This is a genomic window from Pseudomonas sp. S2_F07, assembly GCF_054668325.1.
On record NZ_CP162758.1, the window covers coordinates 620,597 to 640,736 of the forward strand.

The window sequence follows — 20,140 nt, forward strand, 5'->3', positions numbered from 1 at the left end:
GATTGCCTGCCAACAAAAAAAACTACAGGAATCGACCCATGATCCGAAAGACACTGACCCTGGCCCCGCTGATGCTCGTGGCATCGATCAGCCAGGCCGCCGAAACCGTCAAGATCTACAACTGGTCGGATTACATCGCGCCAGACACCACGAAAAACTTCCAGAAAGAAACCGGCATCGACGTCACCTATGACGTCTATGACAGCAACGAAACCCTCGATGGCAAGTTGATGACCGGCAAATCCGGCTACGACGTGGTGTTCCCGTCCAACCACTTCATGGCCCGGCAGATTGAAGGCGGCGCGCTGAAGAAACTCGACAAGAGTCAGCTGCCGAACTGGAAGAACCTCAACCCTGTGTTGCTCAAGGCGTTGCAGACCAACGATCCGGGCAACGAGCATGGCTTCCCGTACCTGTGGGGCAGCACCGGCATCGGTTACAACATCGCCAAGGTCAAGGCCGTGCTGGGGGACAACGCCCCGGTGGACTCCTGGGACCTGATTTTCAAGCCCGAGAACATGCAGAAGTTGCAGAAGTGCGGGGTGGCCATCCTCGACAACGGTCCGGAGCTGCTACCGGCGGCGTTGAACTACCTCGGGCTGCCCCATCACAGCAAGAACCCGGAAGACTACAAGAAGGCCGAAGCCCTGCTGATGAAGGTGCGGCCGTATGTCAGCTACTTCCACTCGTCCAAGTACACCAGCGACCTGGCCAATGGCGATATCTGCGTCGCGGTCGGCTTCTCCGGTGACATCCTGCAGGCGGAGAACCGCGCCAGGGAAGCCAGGAATGGTATCGACATCGGCTATTCGATTCCCAAGGAGGGCGCCGCGATCTGGTTCGACATGGTTGCCATGCCGGTCGATGCCCCGGATGAAAAGGCCGGTTACGCCTTCATGAACTACCTGCTGCGCCCGGACGTCATGGCCGGCATCAGTAACCATGTGCATTACGCCAATGGCAATGAACAGGCCGACAGCCTCATCGACCCGGCCATCAAGAACGACACCAAGGTGTACCCAAGTCCGGAAATGATGGGCAAGCTGTTTGCCCTGGAAGCCATGCCGTTAAATATCGACCGGATTCGCACACGAGTGTGGAACAAGATTCGCACCGGCAGCTGAAACCTGGTCAGGCATTCGGGACAGGACGTCCCGTTGCCACCCTTATCAGCTGACCGGCTCGGCTGCGCAACTCATCTGGCCTGAGCCGGGTATCTGGAAAAACACGTCATCGCCGAGTTGCCAGAAGCTGTAGCTGCCTTTGTAGTCCTTGCCCGTGTACTGGGTTCCGGAATTGTTCGGCACCTGGTTCAAGGTCACCGAGGTGTTGGCCCATTTAAGGAGCACCACGCCCGGTTCGACCGTAAAGAAGGTCGCGGCAACCAATGCGTTAAACCCCGCGCAACGATAAGCCAACGGCCCTTCGGTGAGCCTGCTGGGGTCCTTGGTTCGCGCAATGGCCGAACCCTGGCGCAGTTGGAACGCACGCTCGGCATAACTTCGGATGACGCACGCCTTGTCTTGCGGCCCGCCACCACACTGGTTGCGTGACTCAATCCAGAATCGCTGATCAATCTCGACTTTATTCGGGCGCGGCACTGAATGGTCGTCAGAGAGTGCCAGGAGATAAAGGCGATTGAGTTCCAGATCCATGCTCGCCAGTTGGGCGTCATGACAGATAAGCCTTTCGGCGGAGGCCTGGGGATTGGCGCAATCGAAACTGGTTTTGTACGTTGGCAAGGGCCTTGGCTTTGGTTTTGCCTTTGTGGCGGCATCACACAGGCTCGCCGTCACGCACGTGCTGACGGCGAGCACAGAGGCCAGAAGTGGCATGACCATTTTCATTTCGGCGTCACCTGAGTCTTTGCGTGAAGCCCGTATTGCAACGCCTGTGTCGAAGCGCTGCACAGTCATTCGGTCGCACGGGGTCTATCGAGTGTAAAGCAGTGCTCGAAACCTGCCACATCGTGCCAGGAGAAACGTCAGTCTTCCTCACGAATCGTCGCCACTTCATCGGCCCTGACTTTCACCATCGCTCCGGAAATGTCCTCAAACTCAAAGAACCCGTCCTTGGTTTTGGTCTTCGGCATGTCCTTGGTCAGGTATTGAGTGCCGTTCTGCAGCGTCACCACCGTTGGCGTCGAGCAACCGGCCAGCGCCAGCAGGGCCGCTGCAGCCAGGGGCAAGCCCAATGTCTTGATGTCCATGATCACCTCCCGTTCGTTTAAAGCAGCGCCATCAGCCCGAGGCTGTCACTGCATCTGTATGGCGGTTGGTGCCGCCAGGGGGCAGAAAGTTCTACTGCCCGGGGAAAATTCCGTACAGCGCCGCCATTTATCCTTTTCCGATTGCGCCACGCGGCGTGGAACTGGTATCTGTATGCATAACCAGTACCCCTCGACATGGCCCATTTTCCAGTGACCGCAAATCCCCTCGACGACCCGTTCTACTACTTGAACAACTTCATGCAAGTGCTTGATTGGCTTGAGCAGCGCTTTGCCGATGTGCTGAGCGTCGACGAACTGCGTTTCATTAATCAGTTTAAGCGGTTGCCCCGTGAATCGCAGGCACTGCTGGTCAGAATGGTCATGCGCAAGGGCGTTCATTTCAGGGTGAGCAAACTGCATTACGAGGAAATCGGCGATACCGGCAGCGCCGTCGGGCCGCTGTTAGCGCTCGGTTGGGTCGATGAGCGAATGCCGTTGACGGTCGAAGCACTGTTCGAGGTGCTGCTCAAGGGTGAAATCCTCCAGGCCTTTGGCCCGGCAATCGATCAACCCAAAGGCAAGAAAGCCGATTGGTTGCCAGCGCTGTGCGAGCAGTTTCCCCAGGTAAAAAGCTTCAACGACTGGTGCCCGACCCTGGACGAGCGCCTGTTCAGCCTGACCATCATGCAATTGTGCGATCGCCTGCGCCTGATGTTTTTCGGCAACCTGTATCAGGACTGGTCGGAGTTCGTGCTGGCGGACCTCGGTATCTACACCTACGAAAAAGTCGAATTCTGCGCCGAGTCCCGTGGCTTGCGCAGCCGCGAAGACGTGGATGCCTGCGTCCTCCTGCACGCGTACCAGCAACAATTCGAAGCCGGTGAAGCGCTGGAAGAGGTGGCCGAGCGAATCAAGGGCCTGGCGCTGGATAATCCGTGGTTGCAACGCCGGCGCGGCAAGCTGTTGTTCCAGATGGCCCAGTACTGCGAACGCATCGCGGATTTCTCCATGGCCCTGAGCCTGTACCGCGAATGCGCTTATCCGGGTGCGCGGGCGCGGATCATTCGCGTGCTGGAACGCAGCGGTCAGTTTGAGCAGGCCATGGACCTGGCCGAGCAGGCCGAACAGGCACCGGAAAGCGCAGCCGAACTCCAGCAGCTGCTGCGTGTGCTGCCACGCCTGCGGCGCAAGCTCGGCGGGCCGCCCATCAAGCGGGCAGCGCCTCGGGCAATGCAGCGTCTGGACCTGCAATTGCCCAGGACAGACCCGGCGTTATCGGTGGAGTTCTACGTTCAGGCGCATCTGGGGCAAGAGTCGGCACCGGTGCACTATGTGGAAAACAGCCTGGTCAATTCACTGTTTGGCCTGCTGTGTTGGCCAGCGATCTTCGCGCCGTTGCCGGGGGCGTTTTTTCACCCATTCCAGCGCGGGCCGGTGGATCTGCTCAGCGAAGACTTCCAGGTCCGCCGGGCCGAACTGTTTCAGGCGTGCCTGGCCGAACTTGACGACGGGCGCTACCGGCAGACCATTCGCGAACGTTATGCCGCCAAGTGGGGCGTGCAGTCGCCGTTCGTGTTCTGGAGCGTGCTCAGCGAAGAGTTGCTGGAACAAGCCCTCGATTGCCTCCCGGCCGAGCACCTCAAGCACTGGTTCAACCGCCTCTTGCTGGACATCAAGGCCAATCGCGCCGGCATGCCGGACCTGATCCAGTTCTGGCCGCAGCAAAAGACCTACCGCATGATCGAAGTCAAAGGCCCGGGCGATCGCCTGCAGGACAACCAGTTGCGCTGGCTGGAATTCTGTCACGAACACCAGATGCCCATTGCCGTGTGCCATGTGCAATGGACGGAGCAGGGCGATTGAGCTACAGCATTGCGGTGCGGGCGCTGTGCGAGTTCACCGCCAAGGTCGGCGACCTCGACCTGCGCTTCACTCCGTCACCGACCGCACAGGAAGGTATCGTCGGTCACCGTACGGTGGCCTCCCGGCGCAGCGAGGGCTACCAAAGCGAAGTCGCCCTTGAGGGCCAGTATCAGACCTTGACGGTCAAGGGCAGGGCGGATGGCTATGACCCCGGGCAAAATTGCCTGGAAGAGGTCAAGACCTACCGCGGCGACTTGAGCAAGCAACCGGCCAACCACCGTCAATTGCATTGGGCCCAGGTGAAAATCTATGGCTGGTTGATGTGCCGGAAACTGGATCTGGCTCGGATCAATCTGGCTCTGGTGTACTTCGACATCGTCAGCGAAAAGGAAACCTGCCTGGTCGAGCCTTTCGACGCCATCGAGCTGCAACAATTCTTCGAGCGGCATTGCGCGCTGTTCCTGCAATGGGCCGAACAGGAAGTCGCCCATCGTGAAGGGCGCAATCTGGCCGCCCAGGGCCTGGCCTTTCCCCATGCCGGTTTTCGACCAGGGCAGCGCCATCTGGCCGAATCGGTGTTCAAGGCCGTCAGCACCGGGCGCTGCCTGATGGCCCAGGCGCCTACGGGCATCGGCAAGACCCTGGGCACCTTGTTCCCCATGCTCAAGGCCCTGGCGCCGCAGCAACTGGACAAGGTGTTCTTCCTCACGGCGAAAACCCCGGGACGGAAACTGGCCCTGGACGCCGCGCAAGTGATTCTTTCCAGCGCCAATGCGCCCCCATTGCGGGTGCTGGAGATCATCGCCCGGGACAAGGCTTGCGAGCACCCGGACAAAGCCTGCCACGGCGAGTCCTGCCCACTGGCCCGGGGTTTCTACGATCGCCTGCCCGCCGCACGGCAGGTGGCCAGTCAACTGAGCCTGTTGAACCAGAGCGCCTTGCGCGAGGTTGCCCTGGCGCACGATGTCTGCCCGTATTACCTGAGCCAGGAAATGGCGCGTTGGGCCGACGTGGTGGTTGCCGACTACAACTATTACTTCGATTTCAGCGCGTTGCTGTTCGGCCTGGCCCAGGCCAACAACTGGAAGGTCGCTGTGCTGGTCGACGAAGCCCATAACCTGGTGGAGCGGGGCCGGCAGATGTACAGCGCCAGCCTCGATCAGGCGACCTTCAACGGCGTGCGCAAAACCGCGCCCGACGTGCTGAAAAAACCGCTGCAGCGGGTCAACCGCGAGTGGAATGCCCTGCATAACGCACAAACCGGCGCCTATCAGGCCTATGACAAGGGGCCGGAAAAGCTCCTTCAGGCACTGTCATCGTGCAGCGCCAGCATCGGTGACTACCTCAACGATCACCCTCAGGGCCTGGACAGCGCACTGCAGGGGTTTTACTTCGACATGCTGCATTTTTGCCGGGTCGGCGAACTGTTCGATGAGCAGTTCCTGTTCGACATCAGCAAGCGCGACCTCGAGCGCCAGCGCAGCCTCTCGCAACTGTGCCTGCGCAATGTGGTCCCCGCCGGGTTCATCCGCCCGCGCCTGACCGCCGCGCGCAGCACGGTGCTGTTTTCCGCGACCCTCAGCCCCCGGCACTATTACGCCGATCTGCTGGGAACACCGGCGGACACCGTGTGCATCGATGTCGAGTCGCCGTTTCACGCCGATCAACTGCAGGTGCACATCGTCGACCAGATCTCCACGCGGTTCGTACATCGCCAGGCGTCTCTGGAACCAATCGTGGACTTGATCGCCAGGCAGTTCTGCGAGCGCCCCGGCAACTACCTGGCGTTTTTCAGCAGTTTCGATTATTTGCAGCAGGTGGCGCAGTTGCTGGCCGAGAAACATCCGCACATCAGTCTGTGGTCGCAGTCCCGAGGCATGGGCGAAGCGCAGCGCCAGCAGTTTCTCGAGCAGTTCCACGCCGACGGCCAGGGCGTCGGCTTTGCGGTACTGGGTGGGGCCTTCGGTGAAGGCATCGATTTGCCCGGCGCCCGGTTGATCGGCGCGTTTATCGCCACGCTGGGGCTGGCGCAGCTCAATCCGGTGAACGAGCAACTGAAACGACGCATGGCCGCGATTTTCGGTGCCGGTCATGACTACACCTATCTTTATCCTGGTGTGCAGAAGGTGGTGCAGGCTGCTGGGCGGGTGATCCGTACGCAACAGGATCAAGGGGTGGTGATGTTGATCGACGACCGTTTTGGCGAGAGCAAGGTCAGGCAGTTGCTGCCGCGTTGGTGGGCTTTCCAAAATCCCGGTATGACCCATACTCCAGTGAAACCATGAGGCGGAGGGATCAATGAGCGAAGATCGGACCGGGGTCAGTGCCATCGAAGACGGTCGTTTTCGGCTATTGATCGATGCGGTGATCGACTATGCGATCTACATGCTTGATCCGGACGGCATCGTTACCAGCTGGAACGCCGGCGCCAGGCGTTTCAAGGGCTATGAGGAGGTGGAAATCCTCGGCCAGCATTTCTCGCGTTTCTACACCGATGACGATCGCCGTGCGGGCTTGCCCCAGCGGGCACTGGACACGGCGATTCGTGAAGGGCGTTTCGAGGGGGAAGGCTGGCGGGTGCGCAAGGACGGCACGCACTTCTGGTCCCATGTGGTCATCGATCCGATCCTCGACCCGTCGGGCACATTGCTGGGTTTCGCCAAGATCACCCGGGACCTGACCGATCGCAAAATGGCCGAGGAAGTCCTCAAGCAAAGCGAGCAGCAGTTCCGCCTGCTGGTGCAGAGCGTTACCGACTACGCGATCTACATGCTTTCCCCGGACGGACGGGTGAGCAACTGGAACCCGGGCGCCCAGCGCATCAAGGGCTATTTGCCGGAAGAGGTCATTGGCCAGCATTTTTCGATGTTCTACACCCCGGAAGATCGCGATGCCTGCGAGCCACAACGGGCGCTGGACATCGCCGTTCGTGAAGGACGCTTTGAAAACAAGGGCTGGAGGGTGCGCAAGGACGGTACGCGGTTCCTCGCCCATGTGATTGTCGAACCGATCCGGGGTGACACCGGTACCTTGCTCGGTTTTGCCAAGATCACCCGGGACATCACTGAAGTCACCCAGGCGCAGCAGGCGCTCGAGCAAACCCGGGAGGCCCTGTTCCAGGCGCAGAAAATGCAGGCCATCGGTCAGCTCAGCGGCGGGATCGCCCACGACTTCAACAACCTGCTGACGGTGATCCTCGGCAATCTGGAAATCGTGCGCAAACGGGGGACGGACGATCCCAAAATAACCCGCCTGATCGACAACGCCACCCAAGGCGCCTTGCGCGGGGTTTCCCTGACCCAGCGCATGCTGGCGTTTGCCCGACGTCAGGAGCTCAAGTCGGAACCGGTGCGGATACCAGCCTTGGTGGACGGCATTTCCGGGCTCTTGCGTAGCTCCCTGGGGCCTTCGGTGAACATCGAAACATGTTTTCCCGAGGATCTTGAACCGGTGATGGCGGACGTCAATCAACTGGAACTGGCCGTGCTGAACCTGGCGACCAATGCCCGTGACGCCATGCCCCACGGCGGGACCATTACCTTCAGTGCCAGGACCGAGGAAGTACTCGACAACGGCACCTCATTCCTGGCCGCGGGGCGCTATGTCTGCCTGAACATTACCGATACCGGCGAGGGCATGGATGAAGCCACGCTGGCCTCGGCTATGGACCCGTTCTTTACCACCAAGGGCGTCGGCAAAGGCACGGGCCTGGGGTTGTCGATGGTTCACGGTTTCATTGAACAACTGGGCGGACGGTTCATCCTCAAGAGCCGCAAAGACCATGGTACGACCGCCGAACTCTGGTTGCCGGTCGCCACCCGTGGTGCGGCGGTGCAACCGGTCGCCGAAGCGGTGGCCGTGTCGGTGCCTGGCCTGTGTGTACTGGTCGTGGACGATGACAGCCTGGTGTTGACCAGCACCAGCCTGCTGCTAGAGGACCTTGGGCACCGGGTCATCAGTGCGGCTTGCGGTGCCAGGGCGCTGGAACTGTTCAGCAGTGAACCGGAGATTGACCTGGTCATAACCGACATGGCCATGCCACAGATGAGTGGTGCTCAACTGGCCAAGGCCATCAGTATCTTGCGACCGAGCGTGCCGATCATCCTCGCCACCGGTTATGCCGATCGGCTGGAAGGCTTTGCCGCGCGCCTGCCACGTTTGTCGAAACCCTATACCCAACTCCACCTGGTGGAAATCATTGCCCTGGCGATGAAGTGACACGGCGGTTGTGCCGCTCATAGCGGGCCAGCATCGGCTGGGTGCTGATGCCGTGGACCAGTATGCTCAGTGCCACCACCGACAGCGTCAGGTCGGCACACAAGGTTGCCACCGAAGGCAACAGATCGTGGTTCAAGGCGTAGAAAAGGTAGTAGAAACTCCCGATGCCGCGAATCCCGAACCAGCCGATCAACCAGCGCTGGGGGCCATTGAGCAACGAACCCCAAGGCATCAGCCAGACACTCAACGGGCGAATCACGGCGAACAGCACCAACGCGACCAGCAGCGCCCGCCAGTCCCAGTGCGAGATCAGCACAATACCGAGCAAGGTCACCAGAAACACTTCCATGGCCCGTTCCACCAGGCTGCCGAACGACAGCATGTCGCCCATCATGATCCCGGCGGCGACTTGCGTGTCTTGCAGGTGCTCCACATTGCCGAGCACGGCCGCCTCGGGTTCGACATGTTGATGACCGACCACCGCTTGAACCAGATGTTCGGCCGGTGTATGGGCACCGCCGCTGGTCTTGACCTCGGCCTGACGCAAGCCCAGGCCGGCGGCAAACACCGAGAGAAACCCGTAGCCGTCGATGGTTTCGGCTGCGACATACGCCAGTGCGATCAAGGCCAGGGCCAGGTAGTCATTGGGGGAGAACGTGCTGTCGTCATTCTTGATGCGCATGACCAATGTCAGGTGACCAATGCCGCGTCCCATCCAGAAGCCGGTCAGCAGTCCAGCGGGTACGGCCCACAACAGACGCTTGAAGAACCAGTCATCCAGGCCGCTGCCGAAGCTGCCGTTTTGCTGCAAAAACAACAGTCCCAAAATCACGAACGGGAAAGCGATGCCGTCGTTCAGTCCTGCCTCGCCCGAGAGCCCGAACCGCACCGGGTCATCATCCTTGGCGTCATTGACCTGAACCAGAGAGGCCAGGACCGGATCGGTCGGCGCCAGTATCGCCCCGATCAGCAGCGACGGCCCCCACCCCAGTCCGAAAGCGAAATGCAGCAGCAGGCAGACACCGACAATGCTCAGCACCATCACCGGTCCCGCCAGGGTGAATGCCACTCGCCATTGGCGATCACGAAGCGGTGGTCGCAGCTTGAGCCCGCAGACAAACAATGAAAACAGCACCGCGACTTCCGTCAGGTGCTCGATCCAGAAGGCCGCCTCGTCGATATCCAGCCTGAGCAAACCCAGGCCCGCCGGCCCGATGGCGATGCCCAGGACCAGGCACACCGCTGAAGTGGTGACCGGCATCCAGCGCAGGTACGACGAGGTCAGTGCCAGGGTCAGTAACACCGCGCCCAACACCGCCACCCAGGCAACGAAACTCATGGCTCAGATCTCGAAACAACCGCCAGTGCAGGGCTATAGGCTGTTGAGCATTGGAGGGCTACGTCGGTTCAATTATTACCTGTAGGAGCGAGCCTGCTCCCACAGGGGACGTTATCAGCCCTTGAGATGGCGCAAGCTGCGCTCCATCCGCGATATGCCTTCTTCCAGCAACGACCGTGGGCAGCCGAAGTTCAGGCGCACGAATTGCTTGCAGTCATCGCCAAAGTCCAGGCCCGCGCTCAAACCGACCTTGGCCTGTTCGAGGAAGAACTGTTGCGGGTTGTCCAGCCCCAGTGCCGTGCAGTCGAGCCATGCCAGGTAGGTGCTTTGCGGCAGGTTCATGGTGATGCCCGGCAGGCGGGTGCGCACGGCCTCGGCGAGGAAATCGCGGTTGCCTTGCAGGTAGACCTTCAGCTCGGCCAGCCATGGCGCGGCTTCGCTGTAGGCGACGCGGGTGGCTTCCATGCCCAGCGGGTTGACGCTGTCGACCATGCCGCAACGGGCGTGGTTGACCTTCTCACGCAGGTGGCGGTCCTGGATGATCATGAACGAGGTCTTCAGGCCGGCGATGTTGTAGGCCTTGCTCGCCGACATCAGCGTGATGGTGCGCTGGGCGACTTGCGGGCTCAGGGTCGCCATCGGAATGTGCTGGCGGCCGTCGAAGCACAACTCGGCGTGGATCTCATCGGAAATGATCCAGGCACCGTGCTCAAGGCAAATGTCGGCAATGGCTTGCAGTTCTGCGCGGGGGAAGGCCTTGCCCAGCGGGTTATGCGGGTTGCTCAGCAGCAGCGCGCCACCGCCTTGCAGCGACTGGCTCAGGGTGTCCAGCGGCGTGGTATAGGTGCCGTCGGCTTGCGCATCGAAATTCAGTTCGACCTTGTTCAGGCCCCAATGCCCGGGCGCATGGCGCAGCGGAGGGTAGTTCGGCACCTGCACCACGACATTCTGTGGCGCCTGCACCAGTGCCTTGAGCGCCATGTTGAAACCGGACTCGACGCCCGGCAGGAAAATCAGCTCCTGGGGTTCTACGCGCCAGGCGTATTTGTTCCAGAGGTCGGCGACGATCGCCTCGCGCAGGTCATCCTGGGCCACGCTGTAGCCGACCATCGGGTGTTCCAGTCGTTTTTGCAGGGCCTGGATGATCACCGGCGGTGCGGCGAAGTCCATGTCGGCGACCCACATCGGCAACACGTCGGCCGGGTAGCGGCTCCACTTGGTACTGCCGGTGTGGTGGCGGTCGAACACCTGATCAAAATCGAAAGTCATGCGTAGTCTCATGAAAGCTGGGTTGGAATGCTGACCATGATAAACGCCAAGCCCTGTGGGAGCGAGCTTGCTCCCACAGGTTGTGTGCCTTAGCTCGCATCGGGGAATCGCCCGACGGTCGGCTGTCATGGTGATTTCGACAGCATTGACTAAAGTTCAAGTGTCGGCAGCCAGGCTGCCGCGACCGTGGTTGTTCAAAAAGGCCCGGCCATGTACCGGGTTCCACCTGATCAGGAGTGCACGATGGATCTCAGCCGTCGTCAGTTCTTCAAGGTCGCCGGTATCGGCCTTGCAGGCTCTAGCCTGGGCGCGTTGGGCATGGCCCCGACGGTTGCCTTTGCCGAACAGGTGCGTCACTTCAAGCTCGCCCACACCCATGAAACCCGCAACACCTGTCCGTATTGCTCGGTCGGTTGCGGCTTGATCATGTACAGCCAGGGCGATGCGGCGAAGAATGTCGCGCAAAACATCATCCACATCGAAGGTGACGCCGACCACCCGGTCAACCGCGGCACCCTGTGCCCCAAAGGCGCGGGCCTGCTGGACTTCATTCACAGCCCCGGTCGCCTGCAATACCCGCAGGTGCGCAAACCCGGCAGCACCGAATGGACCCGCATCTCCTGGGATGAAGCCCTCGATCGCATCGCCGACCTGATGAAGGCCGACCGCGACGCCAACTTCATCGAGAAGAACGCCCAGGGCCAAACGGTGAACCGCTGGCTGACCACCGGTTTCCTCGCGGCATCGGCGGCGTCCAACGAAGCCGGCTACATCACCCACAAAGTGGTGCGCAGTCTCGGCATGCTGGGGTTCGATAACCAGGCGCGTGTCTGACACGGCCCGACGGTGGCAAGTCTTGCCCCGACGTACGGCCGTGGTGCCATGACCAATACCTGGACCGATATCGCCAATGCGAACCTGGTCCTGGTGATGGGCGGCAACGCAGCAGAAGCGCATCCGTGCGGCTTCAAATGGGTGACCGAAGCCAAGGCGCACAACAAGGCGCGGCTGATCGTGGTCGACCCGCGTTTTACCCGGACCGCCTCGGTGGCCGACTATTACGCGCCGATCCGCACCGGCACCGACATTGCCTTCATGGGCGGGCTGATCAATTACCTGCTGACCGAGGACAAGATCCAGCACGAGTACGTGCGCAACTACACCGACGTGTCGTTCATCGTCAAAGCCGGCTATGGCTTCGAGGACGGGATTTTCAGCGGCTACGACGCGGCCAAGCGTCTCTACACCGACAAGTCCGGCTGGGGCTATGAACTTGGTGAAGACGGTTTTGCCAAGGTCGACCCGACCCTGCAGGACCCACGTTGCGTCTATCAATTGATGAAGCAGCATTACAGCCGCTACACCAGGGAGCTGGCGAGCCAGATCTGCGGCATGCCGGTCGACGCCATGCAGAAAATCTGGGAGGAGATCGCCACCTGCTCGACGCCGGGCAAGACCATGACCATCCTCTATGCCCTGGGCTGGACCCAGCACTCGACTGGCGCGCAGATGATTCGCAGCGCGGCGATGGTGCAACTGCTGCTGGGCAACGTCGGTATGCCGGGCGGCGGCGTGAATGCCTTGCGCGGGCATTCCAACATCCAGGGGCTGACGGACTTGGGCTTGTTGTCCAACTCATTGCCGGGCTACCTCACGCTGCCCGGCGATGCCGATCAGGATTACAACGCCTACATCGTCAAACGCACGCAAAAACCGTTGCGCCCGGGGCAACTGTCCTACTGGCAGAACTACGGCAAATTCCACGTCAGCCTGATGAAAGCCTGGTACGGCGCCAACGCCACGGCCGAGAACAACTGGGCCTACGACTACCTGCCGAAACTGGATATTCCCCAGTACGACATCCTCAAGGTGTTCGACCTGATGGGCCAGGGCAAGGTCAACGGCTACATGTGCCAGGGCTTCAATCCCATTGCCGCATTACCCGACAAGAACCGGGTGATGGTGGCATTGGCGAAGTTGAAGTGGCTGGTGGTGATGGATCCGCTGGCCACCGAGACCTCGGAGTTCTGGCATAAGGTCGGGCCGTACAATGACGTGAACAGCGCCGACATCCAGACCGAAGTCATTCGCCTGCCCACCACCTGTTTTGCCGAAGAGGACGGTTCGCTGGTCAACAGCAGCCGCTGGTTGCAATGGCACTGGAAGGGCGCGGATGGCCCCGGCGAAGCGCGCACCGACATCCGCATCATGAGCGAGCTGTTCCTGCGCCTGCGCCAGCGCTACCAGGCCAATGGCGGCAAATACCCCGATCCGATGCTCAAGTTGTCGTGGCCGTACAAGATCCCCGAGGAACCTTCGCCGGAAGAGCTGGCCAAGGAAATCAACGGCTCCGCCACTGCTGACTTCACCGACGCCACGGGCGCGGCGATCAAGGCCAATGCGCAACTGGCCGGGTTTGGCCAGCTCAAGGATGACGGCAGCACGGCGTCCGGCTGCTGGATTTTCTGTGGCAGCTGGACCGAACTGGGCAACCAGATGGCCCGCCGCGACAACAACGACCCATACGGCATGCACCAGCATCAAGGTTGGGCCTGGGCCTGGCCGGCCAACCGGCGGATTCTCTACAACCGCGCCTCGGCGGACCTGCAAGGCAAACCGTGGGATCCGAAAAAACGCCTGGTGTGGTGGAACGGCAAAACCTGGGGCGGCACCGATGTGCCGGACTACAAGGCCGACGTGCCGCCGGAAGCGGGGATGAATCCGTTCATCATGAACCCCGAGGGCGTGGCGCGATTCTTCGCCGTCGACAAGATGAACGAAGGCCCGTTCCCCGAACACTACGAGCCATTCGAGACGCCGATCGGCATCAACCCGCTGCACCCGCAAAACAAGAAAGCCACCAGCAACCCGGCGGCACGGATCTTCGATTCGGTGTGGGATTCCCTCGGCGTGGCCAAGGATTACCCGTACGCCGCCACCAGTTACCGGCTGACCGAGCATTTCCACTTCTGGAGCAAGCATTGCAAGCTCAACGCGATTACCCAACCGGAGCAATTCGTCGAGATCGGTGAAGTGCTGGCCAAGGAAAAAGGCATCGTCGCCGGCGACCGGGTGCGGGTCAGCAGCAAGCGCGGTTTCATCGAAGCGGTGGCGGTGGTGACCAAGCGGATTCGTCCGCTGCAGGTCAACAACCAGGTGGTGCACCAGATCGGCATTCCGTTGCACTGGGGCTTCACCGGCCTCACGCGCCACGGCTACCTGACCAACACCCTGGTGCCGTTCCTCGGCGATGGCAACACCCAGACCCCGGAATCCAAGTCATTCCTGGTCAACGTGGAGAAAGTCTAAATGGCCAGCCAAGACATCATCGCCCGTTCGGCCACCACCACAGTCCCGCCTTCGGTGCGCAACCAGGAGGAAGTCGCCAAGCTGATCGACACCACCAAATGCATCGGCTGCAAGGCCTGCCAGGTCGCCTGTTCGGAATGGAACGAACTGCGTGACGAAGTCGGTCACAACCATGGCACCTACGACAACCCGCAGGACCTCACCGCCGAAACCTGGACGTTGATGCGCTTCACCGAGCACGAGACCGACGCCGGTAACCTGGAATGGTTGATCCGCAAGGATGGCTGCATGCACTGCGCCGAACCCGGTTGCCTGGCGGCATGCCCCAGCCCGGGGGCGATCATCAAGCACGCCAATGGCATCGTCGATTTCGATCAGGATCATTGCATCGGTTGCGGCTATTGCATCACCGGGTGTCCGTTCAACATTCCACGGATCTCGCAAAAGGATCACAAGGCCTACAAATGCACCTTGTGCTCGGACCGGGTCGCGGTAGGGCTGGAACCGGCCTGCGTGAAAACCTGCCCGACCGGCGCCATCGTGTTCGGTACCAAGGACGACATGAAGGAACATGCGGCCGAGCGTATCGTCGACCTCAAGAGCCGGGGCTTTGAAAACGCCGGCCTGTACGACCCCGAAGGCGTCGGCGGTACCCACGTGATGTACGTGTTGCACCACGCCGATACGCCAAGGCTGTACGCCGGCTTGCCCGATCACCCGGCGATCAGTCCGTTGGTGGGGCTGTGGAAAGGCATCAGCAAACCCCTGGCGCTGCTGGCCATGGGCGCAGCGGTGGTGGCCGGGTTCTTCCACTACGTGCGTGTCGGCCCGCAGATCGTCGAAGAGGATGAACATCCGCAGCCGCCGGACACCGCCGTGCATGAAGTCGACCCGTCGGTGCACACCTTCGATCCCCGTGGGGAGGGCAGGCCATGAGCAACAAGACGATCCTGCGCTACACCAGCAACCAGCGCACCAATCACTGGCTGGTGGCGATTCTGTTCCTCATGGCCGGGCTGTCCGGGCTGGCGCTGTTCCACCCGGCGCTGTTCTGGCTGAGCAACCTGTTCGGCGGCGGGCCATGGACACGTATCCTGCACCCGTTCATGGGCATACTGATGTTCGTGCTGTTCCTCGCACTGGTGTTGCGCTTCTGGCGCGCCAACTACTTCATCGCCAATGATCGCCTATGGCTAAGGCGCATCGACCGGGTGATGAAAAATGAGGAGGAGGGCGTCCCGCCCATCGGCAAATACAACCCCGGGCAGAAGCTGCTGTTCTGGACTTTACTGCTGTGCATGCTGGTGCTGTTGTTCAGCGGGCTGGTGATCTGGCGTGCGTACTTCAGCGAGTATTTCGGCATCACCGCGATACGCTGGGCGATGTTGCTGCATGCGCTGGCCGGTTTTGTGCTGATCCTGAGCATCATCGTGCACATCTATGCTGGCATCTGGATCAAGGGCTCGGTCAGCGCCATGTTGCACGGCAGGGTCAGCCGCGACTGGGCCAGGAAACACCACGAACTCTGGTATCGCCAAGTGACTCAAGATGAGACCCGCGACGAAGCGCCCGAGCGACCGATCACTAAAAAGGGCTGACCTTTGCCAACCATCCTGGAACCTGGAGAAATCGAAGCGGCGGCCAGTTCGCCGCCGTTTCTGTACATGCCACCGCCCAACCTGTTCAACCTGCGTGCCCAGCGCCTGGAAATGCTGGCCAAAGGGCACCCGCTGGCCGACTACCTGCGCCTGATCGCCGGGTTGTGCCGGGTGCAGCAACAGGTACTGGACGACCCGCCCTCAAGCGAACCCCTCGACCGACAACGCATCGAGTTGTGCCAGCAACATGGCTTGCCGCCGTTCGCGGCCGATAGCCTGGCGCGCGAAGACGATTGGCAGCTTTACCTCGATGCCTTGTTGCAGCGCTATAACGCACCGCCACAATCCGCGGTGGCCGATGCCGTGGACAGCTTGCGCCTGGCCGGTGCCGGGCAGCGTCGTGCCTGGGCGGTGGCACTGGTCAGCGGCCAGTATTCGCTGGTGCCGGCCGCGCTGGTGCCGTTTCTCGGTGCGGCGCTGCAAACGGCCTGGAGCCACTGGCTGTTGAGTACGCCAAACCTCTCGCTGACCGCCGGCGACAGCCTCAGCCAGTGCCCGGCCTGTGGCTCGCCGGCCATGGCCGGGGTCATCCGCCATCGCGGCAAGCACAACGGTTTGCGTTACCTGGTCTGTTCGCTGTGCGCCTGCGAGTGGCATGTGGTGCGGGTCAAGTGCGTGTATTGCGAGCAGAGCAAGGGCCTGGAATACCTCAGCCTTGAAGATGATCGCCATGCCGCCAACCAGGCGCCGTTGCGCGCCGAAGTCTGCCCTGGTTGCAACAGCTATCTGAAGTTGCTTTATCTGGAGAACGATGCGCACGCCGAAGCGTTGTCGGCCGACCTGTCCAGCCTGATGCTCGACATGCGCCTGGCCCAGGACGGTTATCAGCGTCTGGCACCCAATCTGTTGCTGGCGCCGGGAGACGAGTAACCGCAGCGTCTACACTCTGGCGCGAGGGTCATTCGTTATCAGGAGCGCCAGATGTCTGCACGCAGTGCCAGCCAACCCCTGCGTCTACCTTCCATCGACAGTCTGTTGCGCCACCCGGCGTGCCAGCCGTTGGCCGAGCGCTATGGGCGCGAGGCCTTGCTGACCACCTTGCGGTTATTGCTGGATGAATTGCGCGAAGGGGTACGACAGGGTTTGCTCGAAGCTGTTGAAGTCAGCCCTGATGTACTGGCGGGCAGGGTCGGCGAGCGACTGGCAACCCAGCATCGCAGCCATGTGCGCCGGGTGTTCAACCTCACCGGTACGGTCTTGCACACCAACCTCGGCCGGGCGCTGTTGCCAGAGGAGGCGATTGAAGCGGTGCAAATGGCCGCGCGCTATCCGCTCAACCTCGAGTTCGACCTGCATAGCGGCAAGCGCGGAGACCGCGACGACCTGATCGAAAATTTGATTCGCGAGCTGACCGGCGCCGAAGCAGTGACCGTGGTCAACAACAATGCCGCGGCGGTGCTCCTGACCCTCAACAGCCTGGGCGCGCGCAAGGAAGGGATTATCTCCCGGGGCGAACTGATTGAAATCGGCGGCGCCTTCCGCATCCCCGATATCATGGCCCGCGCCGGAGTGAAGCTGATTGAGGTCGGCACCACCAATCGCACCCATACCCGCGACTACGAGGCTGCCATCGGCCCGCGCAGCGGCTTGATCATGCGCGTGCATGCGAGCAACTACAGCATTCAAGGGTTCACCACCAGCGTGCCGACTGCCGAACTGGCGCAACTGGCCCATCTGCACGGTTTGCCTCTGCTTGAAGACCTCGGCAGCGGCAGTCTGCTGGACTTGTCCCGCTGGGGCTTGCCGCCGGAGCCGACAGTGCGCCAGGCCCTGCTCGATGGCGCGGACATCGTCACCTTCAGTGGCGACAAACTGCTCGGCGGGCCACAGGCCGGGGTGATTGTCGGCCGCAAGGAACTGATCGCCAGGATCAAGAAAAATCCCCTCAAGCGGGCGCTGCGCGTCGACAAGATGACCCTGGCCGCCCTGGAAGCGGTGCTGGGTTTGTACCGCAATCCGGACCGGTTGGCCGAGCGTTTGCCGAGCCTGCGCCTGCTGACTCGGCCACAGGCCGATATCCTCGCCCAGGCCGAGCGTTTGCGACCGTGGCTGGCCCAGGTGCTGGGTGACGGCTGGAGCGTCAGTGCCATGCCGGCGCTGGGTATGATCGGCAGCGGCAGCCAACCGGTGGCGCGGCTGGCCAGCGCCGCGCTGTGTCTGCGCCCGCTGACCTCCAAGCGCTTGCGCGGGCGTTCGCTGTTGACGCTGGAAGAGGCCTTTCGCGCCTTGCCGATTGCGGTCCTGGGGCGCATCGACGATGACGCCCTGTGGCTGGACCTGCGGCAACTGGACGACGAACCGGCATGGCTGGCGCAGCTCGATCAATTACAGGTGGAGGGCCGGGCAGGGTGATTGTCGGCACCGCAGGGCACATCGACCATGGCAAGACGGCGCTGCTCCAGGCGTTGACCGGTCAGGCGGGTGACCGTCGCCGCGAAGAGCGCGAGCGCGGCATGACCATCGACCTCGGCTACCTGTATGCCGCGCTGGAGACGGATGCGCCGCTGACCGGTTTCATCGACGTTCCGGGCCATGAGCGCTTCACCCACAACATGCTGGCCGGGGCGCAGGGCATCGATCTGGTGTTGCTGGTGGTGGCCGCCGATGACGGGGTGATGCCGCAGACCCGCGAGCACCTGGCGATTGTCCAGCTATTGGGTATCCCTCGGGCACTGGTGGCGATCAGCAAGTGCGACCGGGTCGACAGCGCCCGGGTACAGGAGGTGCGCGATCAGGTCCGCACCTTGTTGGCGCCCGGGCCGTATGCCGATGCACCGCTGATTGCGCTGTCGAGCCTGACGGGCGAGGGCATCGAAACCCTGCGCCAACAATTGCTGCAAGCCCAGCGCGGAGTGCAGCAGCGCAGCACCGAAGGTGGTTTTCGCCTGGCGATCGACCGGGCCTTCAGCGTGGCCGGGGCCGGTATCGTGGTCACCGGCACGGCGCTGTCCGGTCAGGTCGCGGTGGGCGATACCCTGCTGTTGGGGCCACAAGGCAAACCGGTGCGCGTTCGCGGCCTGCACGCGCAAAACCAGGCCGCCGGCCACGCCTTGGCCGGCCAGCGCGTGGCGTTGAACCTGAGTGCCGAACGGCTGGCCCTGGAGCATATCCATCGCGGCCATTGGTTACTCGCCGAAGCCCTGTATGCGCCCACCCAGCGCCTGGACATCGACATGCAGTTGCTAGCCACCGAACCCCGCGCCTTCGAGCACTTTCAACCGGTGCACGTACACCTCGGCACCCTGGACGTCACCGGTCGAGTCGCCTTGCTCGAAGGCGCCAGCCTGGCACCGGGTGAGCGGATGCTGGCGCAACTGCTGCTCAATACACCGGTGCATGCGGTGAAAGGCGATCCGCTGATCCTGCGCGACCAGAGTGCCCAACGCACCCTTGGCGGCGGCCGGGTGCTCGACCCGTTTGCTCCCACTCGGCAACGCCGCAGCCCCGAACGATTGGCGCAGCTGCATGCATTGGTGAACAGCGCAACGCTGGAGGATGTTTTGCCGGCATTGCTGGCCAATAGCGACACAGGGCTCGATCCACAGCGCCTGGCGCGACAGTTCAACCGACCGCGCAGCAGTTGGGTGTTGCCCGCTGACGTGCGCCTGATCGATACCCGCCAAGGCCCATTGCTGTTCAGTGCCAGCCGTTGGGAAGCCTTGAAATCGCCTTTAGTGGAGCAACTCGCGCGTTTCCATGAACTCGAACCGGACCAGATGGGCCCGGATCGGGACCGCCTGCGCCGATTCACCGGCAGTACTTTGGAACGCCCAACGTTTATCAGCCTGCTCGACGAGTTGTTGGCCAGCGGCGACATCGCCAGCAGCGGACCGTGGTTGCACCTGCCCGGGCATCAGGTGCGCTTGAGCGAAGAGGACGAAGCCCTGTGGCTAGAATTGCAGCCGCTTTTCGAACAGGCCGGATTCGACCCGCCCTGGGTGCGTAACCTGGGGCATGACGAAGCGACCGTCCGCGCATTGCTACGCAAGATGGCGCGTCTGGGCTTGATGCACCAGGTGGTGCGCGATCTGTTTTACCCCGACAACATGATTCGCCGATTGACGGCTATGCTGTTGCAGCTGGCGGACGCCAACCCGGTGATCCAGGTGGCGGCATTTCGGGATGCGGTGGGTCTGGGGCGCAAGCGCAGCATTCAGATACTGGAGTACTTTGACCGTATCGGTCTGACACGACGCTTGGGTGATCGCCGGCAGATTCGCCTGGACAGTGCGTTGGCCCAGCACATAGAGCACTGATTCAAAGACATGATTTCAA

General features: G+C 61.8%; 14 protein-coding genes. 10 read left to right on the plus strand and 4 right to left on the minus strand.

What is annotated here, in order from left to right; translation table 11 throughout:
• Positions 1 to 38: 38 nt before the first annotated feature.
• On the plus strand, positions 39 to 1,124 hold the full coding sequence (locus AB4O40_RS02725; RefSeq protein WP_056724771.1) for a polyamine ABC transporter substrate-binding protein: 1,086 nt from the start codon (positions 39 to 41) through the stop codon (positions 1,122 to 1,124).
• A 45-nt stretch (positions 1,125 to 1,169) separates the two neighbouring features.
• On the opposite strand, the gene AB4O40_RS02730 is transcribed toward AB4O40_RS02725, so the two are convergent.
• Both AB4O40_RS02730 and AB4O40_RS02735 read right to left on the minus strand, forming a co-directional pair.
• Positions 1,170 to 1,847, minus strand: coding sequence for an MliC family protein (locus tag AB4O40_RS02730; RefSeq protein WP_056724773.1), 678 nt, complete (start codon positions 1,845 to 1,847; stop codon positions 1,170 to 1,172).
• A 137-nt stretch (positions 1,848 to 1,984) separates the two neighbouring features.
• Complete coding sequence (locus tag AB4O40_RS02735) at positions 1,985 to 2,209, minus strand: YgdI/YgdR family lipoprotein (RefSeq protein ID WP_056724775.1); 225 nt, start codon at positions 2,207 to 2,209, stop codon at positions 1,985 to 1,987.
• Positions 2,210 to 2,404: 195 nt separating this feature from the next.
• Between AB4O40_RS02735 and AB4O40_RS02740 the strand changes: the two genes are divergently transcribed.
• Genes AB4O40_RS02740 through AB4O40_RS02750 form a run of 3 tightly spaced genes read left to right on the plus strand, consistent with a single transcriptional unit; the run spans position 2,405 to position 8,290 of the window.
• Positions 2,405 to 4,072, plus strand: a complete 1,668-nt coding sequence (locus AB4O40_RS02740) for a VRR-NUC domain-containing protein (protein ID WP_056724777.1) — start codon at positions 2,405 to 2,407, stop codon at positions 4,070 to 4,072.
• Entirely contained in the window at positions 4,069 to 6,357 is a 2,289-nt protein-coding gene (locus AB4O40_RS02745) for an ATP-dependent DNA helicase (RefSeq protein ID WP_460056247.1), read from the plus strand. Before AB4O40_RS02740 ends, AB4O40_RS02745 begins: the two co-directional genes overlap by 4 nt.
• A 13-nt stretch (positions 6,358 to 6,370) precedes the next feature.
• A complete protein-coding gene (locus tag AB4O40_RS02750; protein ID WP_460056245.1) occupies positions 6,371 to 8,290 on the plus strand; it encodes a hybrid sensor histidine kinase/response regulator in 1,920 nt (639 codons plus the stop codon).
• Here AB4O40_RS02750 and AB4O40_RS02755 read toward each other — a convergent pair.
• Together AB4O40_RS02755 and AB4O40_RS02760 are read right to left on the minus strand one after the other, a co-directional pair.
• Positions 8,268 to 9,629 carry a cation:proton antiporter gene (locus AB4O40_RS02755; RefSeq protein WP_223541222.1) on the minus strand — a complete coding sequence of 454 codons (1,362 nt, stop codon included), beginning with the start codon at positions 9,627 to 9,629 and terminating at the stop codon, positions 8,268 to 8,270. The two genes, AB4O40_RS02750 and AB4O40_RS02755, sit on opposite strands and share 23 nt — an antisense overlap.
• 114 nt (positions 9,630 to 9,743) lie before the next feature.
• Positions 9,744 to 10,898 carry a MalY/PatB family protein gene (locus AB4O40_RS02760; protein WP_056724786.1) on the minus strand — a complete coding sequence of 385 codons (1,155 nt, stop codon included), beginning with the start codon at positions 10,896 to 10,898 and terminating at the stop codon, positions 9,744 to 9,746.
• A 243-nt stretch (positions 10,899 to 11,141) separates the two neighbouring features.
• On the opposite strand from AB4O40_RS02760, the gene fdnG reads away from it, so the two are divergent.
• The 6 genes from fdnG to selB are packed head-to-tail and all read left to right on the plus strand — an operon-like array spanning position 11,142 to position 20,121.
• On the plus strand, positions 11,142 to 14,207 hold the full coding sequence (gene fdnG, locus AB4O40_RS02765) for a formate dehydrogenase-N subunit alpha (protein WP_223541220.1): 3,066 nt from the start codon (positions 11,142 to 11,144) through the stop codon (positions 14,205 to 14,207).
• Positions 14,208 to 15,143 carry a formate dehydrogenase subunit beta gene (fdxH, locus tag AB4O40_RS02770; RefSeq protein WP_056724791.1) on the plus strand — a complete coding sequence of 312 codons (936 nt, stop codon included), beginning with the start codon at positions 14,208 to 14,210 and terminating at the stop codon, positions 15,141 to 15,143. It begins immediately after the preceding gene.
• Positions 15,140 to 15,805: a formate dehydrogenase subunit gamma gene (locus AB4O40_RS02775; protein WP_056724793.1), complete on the plus strand. Its 666-nt coding sequence runs from the start codon at positions 15,140 to 15,142 to the stop codon at positions 15,803 to 15,805. The genes fdxH and AB4O40_RS02775 overlap by 4 nt, the downstream gene beginning before the upstream one ends.
• A gap of 3 nt (positions 15,806 to 15,808) precedes the next feature.
• Positions 15,809 to 16,735, plus strand: a complete 927-nt coding sequence (gene fdhE, locus AB4O40_RS02780; RefSeq protein ID WP_056724795.1) for a formate dehydrogenase accessory protein FdhE — start codon at positions 15,809 to 15,811, stop codon at positions 16,733 to 16,735.
• 51 nt (positions 16,736 to 16,786) lie between these two features.
• Positions 16,787 to 18,217 carry an L-seryl-tRNA(Sec) selenium transferase gene (gene selA, locus AB4O40_RS02785; protein WP_460056241.1) on the plus strand — a complete coding sequence of 477 codons (1,431 nt, stop codon included), beginning with the start codon at positions 16,787 to 16,789 and terminating at the stop codon, positions 18,215 to 18,217.
• The gene (gene selB, locus AB4O40_RS02790) at positions 18,214 to 20,121 is read left to right on the plus strand and encodes a selenocysteine-specific translation elongation factor (protein ID WP_223541219.1); all 1,908 of its coding nucleotides are present in this window, start codon (positions 18,214 to 18,216) and stop codon (positions 20,119 to 20,121) included. The genes selA and selB overlap by 4 nt, the downstream gene beginning before the upstream one ends.
• The last annotated feature ends 19 nt before the right edge of the window (positions 20,122 to 20,140 follow it).

Excerpts from the sequence above, each read along its gene's own strand:
- AB4O40_RS02750 (WP_460056245.1), top strand. The coding sequence starts at position 6,371 with ATGAGCGAAGATCGGACCGGGGTCAGTGCCATCGAAGACGGTCGTTTT.
- AB4O40_RS02775 (WP_056724793.1), top strand. The coding sequence starts at position 15,140 with ATGAGCAACAAGACGATCCTGCGCTACACCAGCAACCAGCGCACCAAT.
- selA (WP_460056241.1), top strand. The coding sequence starts at position 16,787 with ATGTCTGCACGCAGTGCCAGCCAACCCCTGCGTCTACCTTCCATCGAC.
- AB4O40_RS02725 (WP_056724771.1), top strand. The coding sequence starts at position 39 with ATGATCCGAAAGACACTGACCCTGGCCCCGCTGATGCTCGTGGCATCG.
- AB4O40_RS02740 (WP_056724777.1), top strand. The coding sequence starts at position 2,405 with ATGGCCCATTTTCCAGTGACCGCAAATCCCCTCGACGACCCGTTCTAC.
- AB4O40_RS02730 (WP_056724773.1), bottom strand. The coding sequence starts at position 1,847 with ATGAAAATGGTCATGCCACTTCTGGCCTCTGTGCTCGCCGTCAGCACG.
- AB4O40_RS02735 (WP_056724775.1), bottom strand. The coding sequence starts at position 2,209 with ATGGACATCAAGACATTGGGCTTGCCCCTGGCTGCAGCGGCCCTGCTG.
- AB4O40_RS02760 (WP_056724786.1), bottom strand. The coding sequence starts at position 10,898 with ATGACTTTCGATTTTGATCAGGTGTTCGACCGCCACCACACCGGCAGT.
- AB4O40_RS02755 (WP_223541222.1), bottom strand. The coding sequence starts at position 9,629 with ATGAGTTTCGTTGCCTGGGTGGCGGTGTTGGGCGCGGTGTTACTGACC.
- fdxH (WP_056724791.1), top strand. The coding sequence starts at position 14,208 with ATGGCCAGCCAAGACATCATCGCCCGTTCGGCCACCACCACAGTCCCG.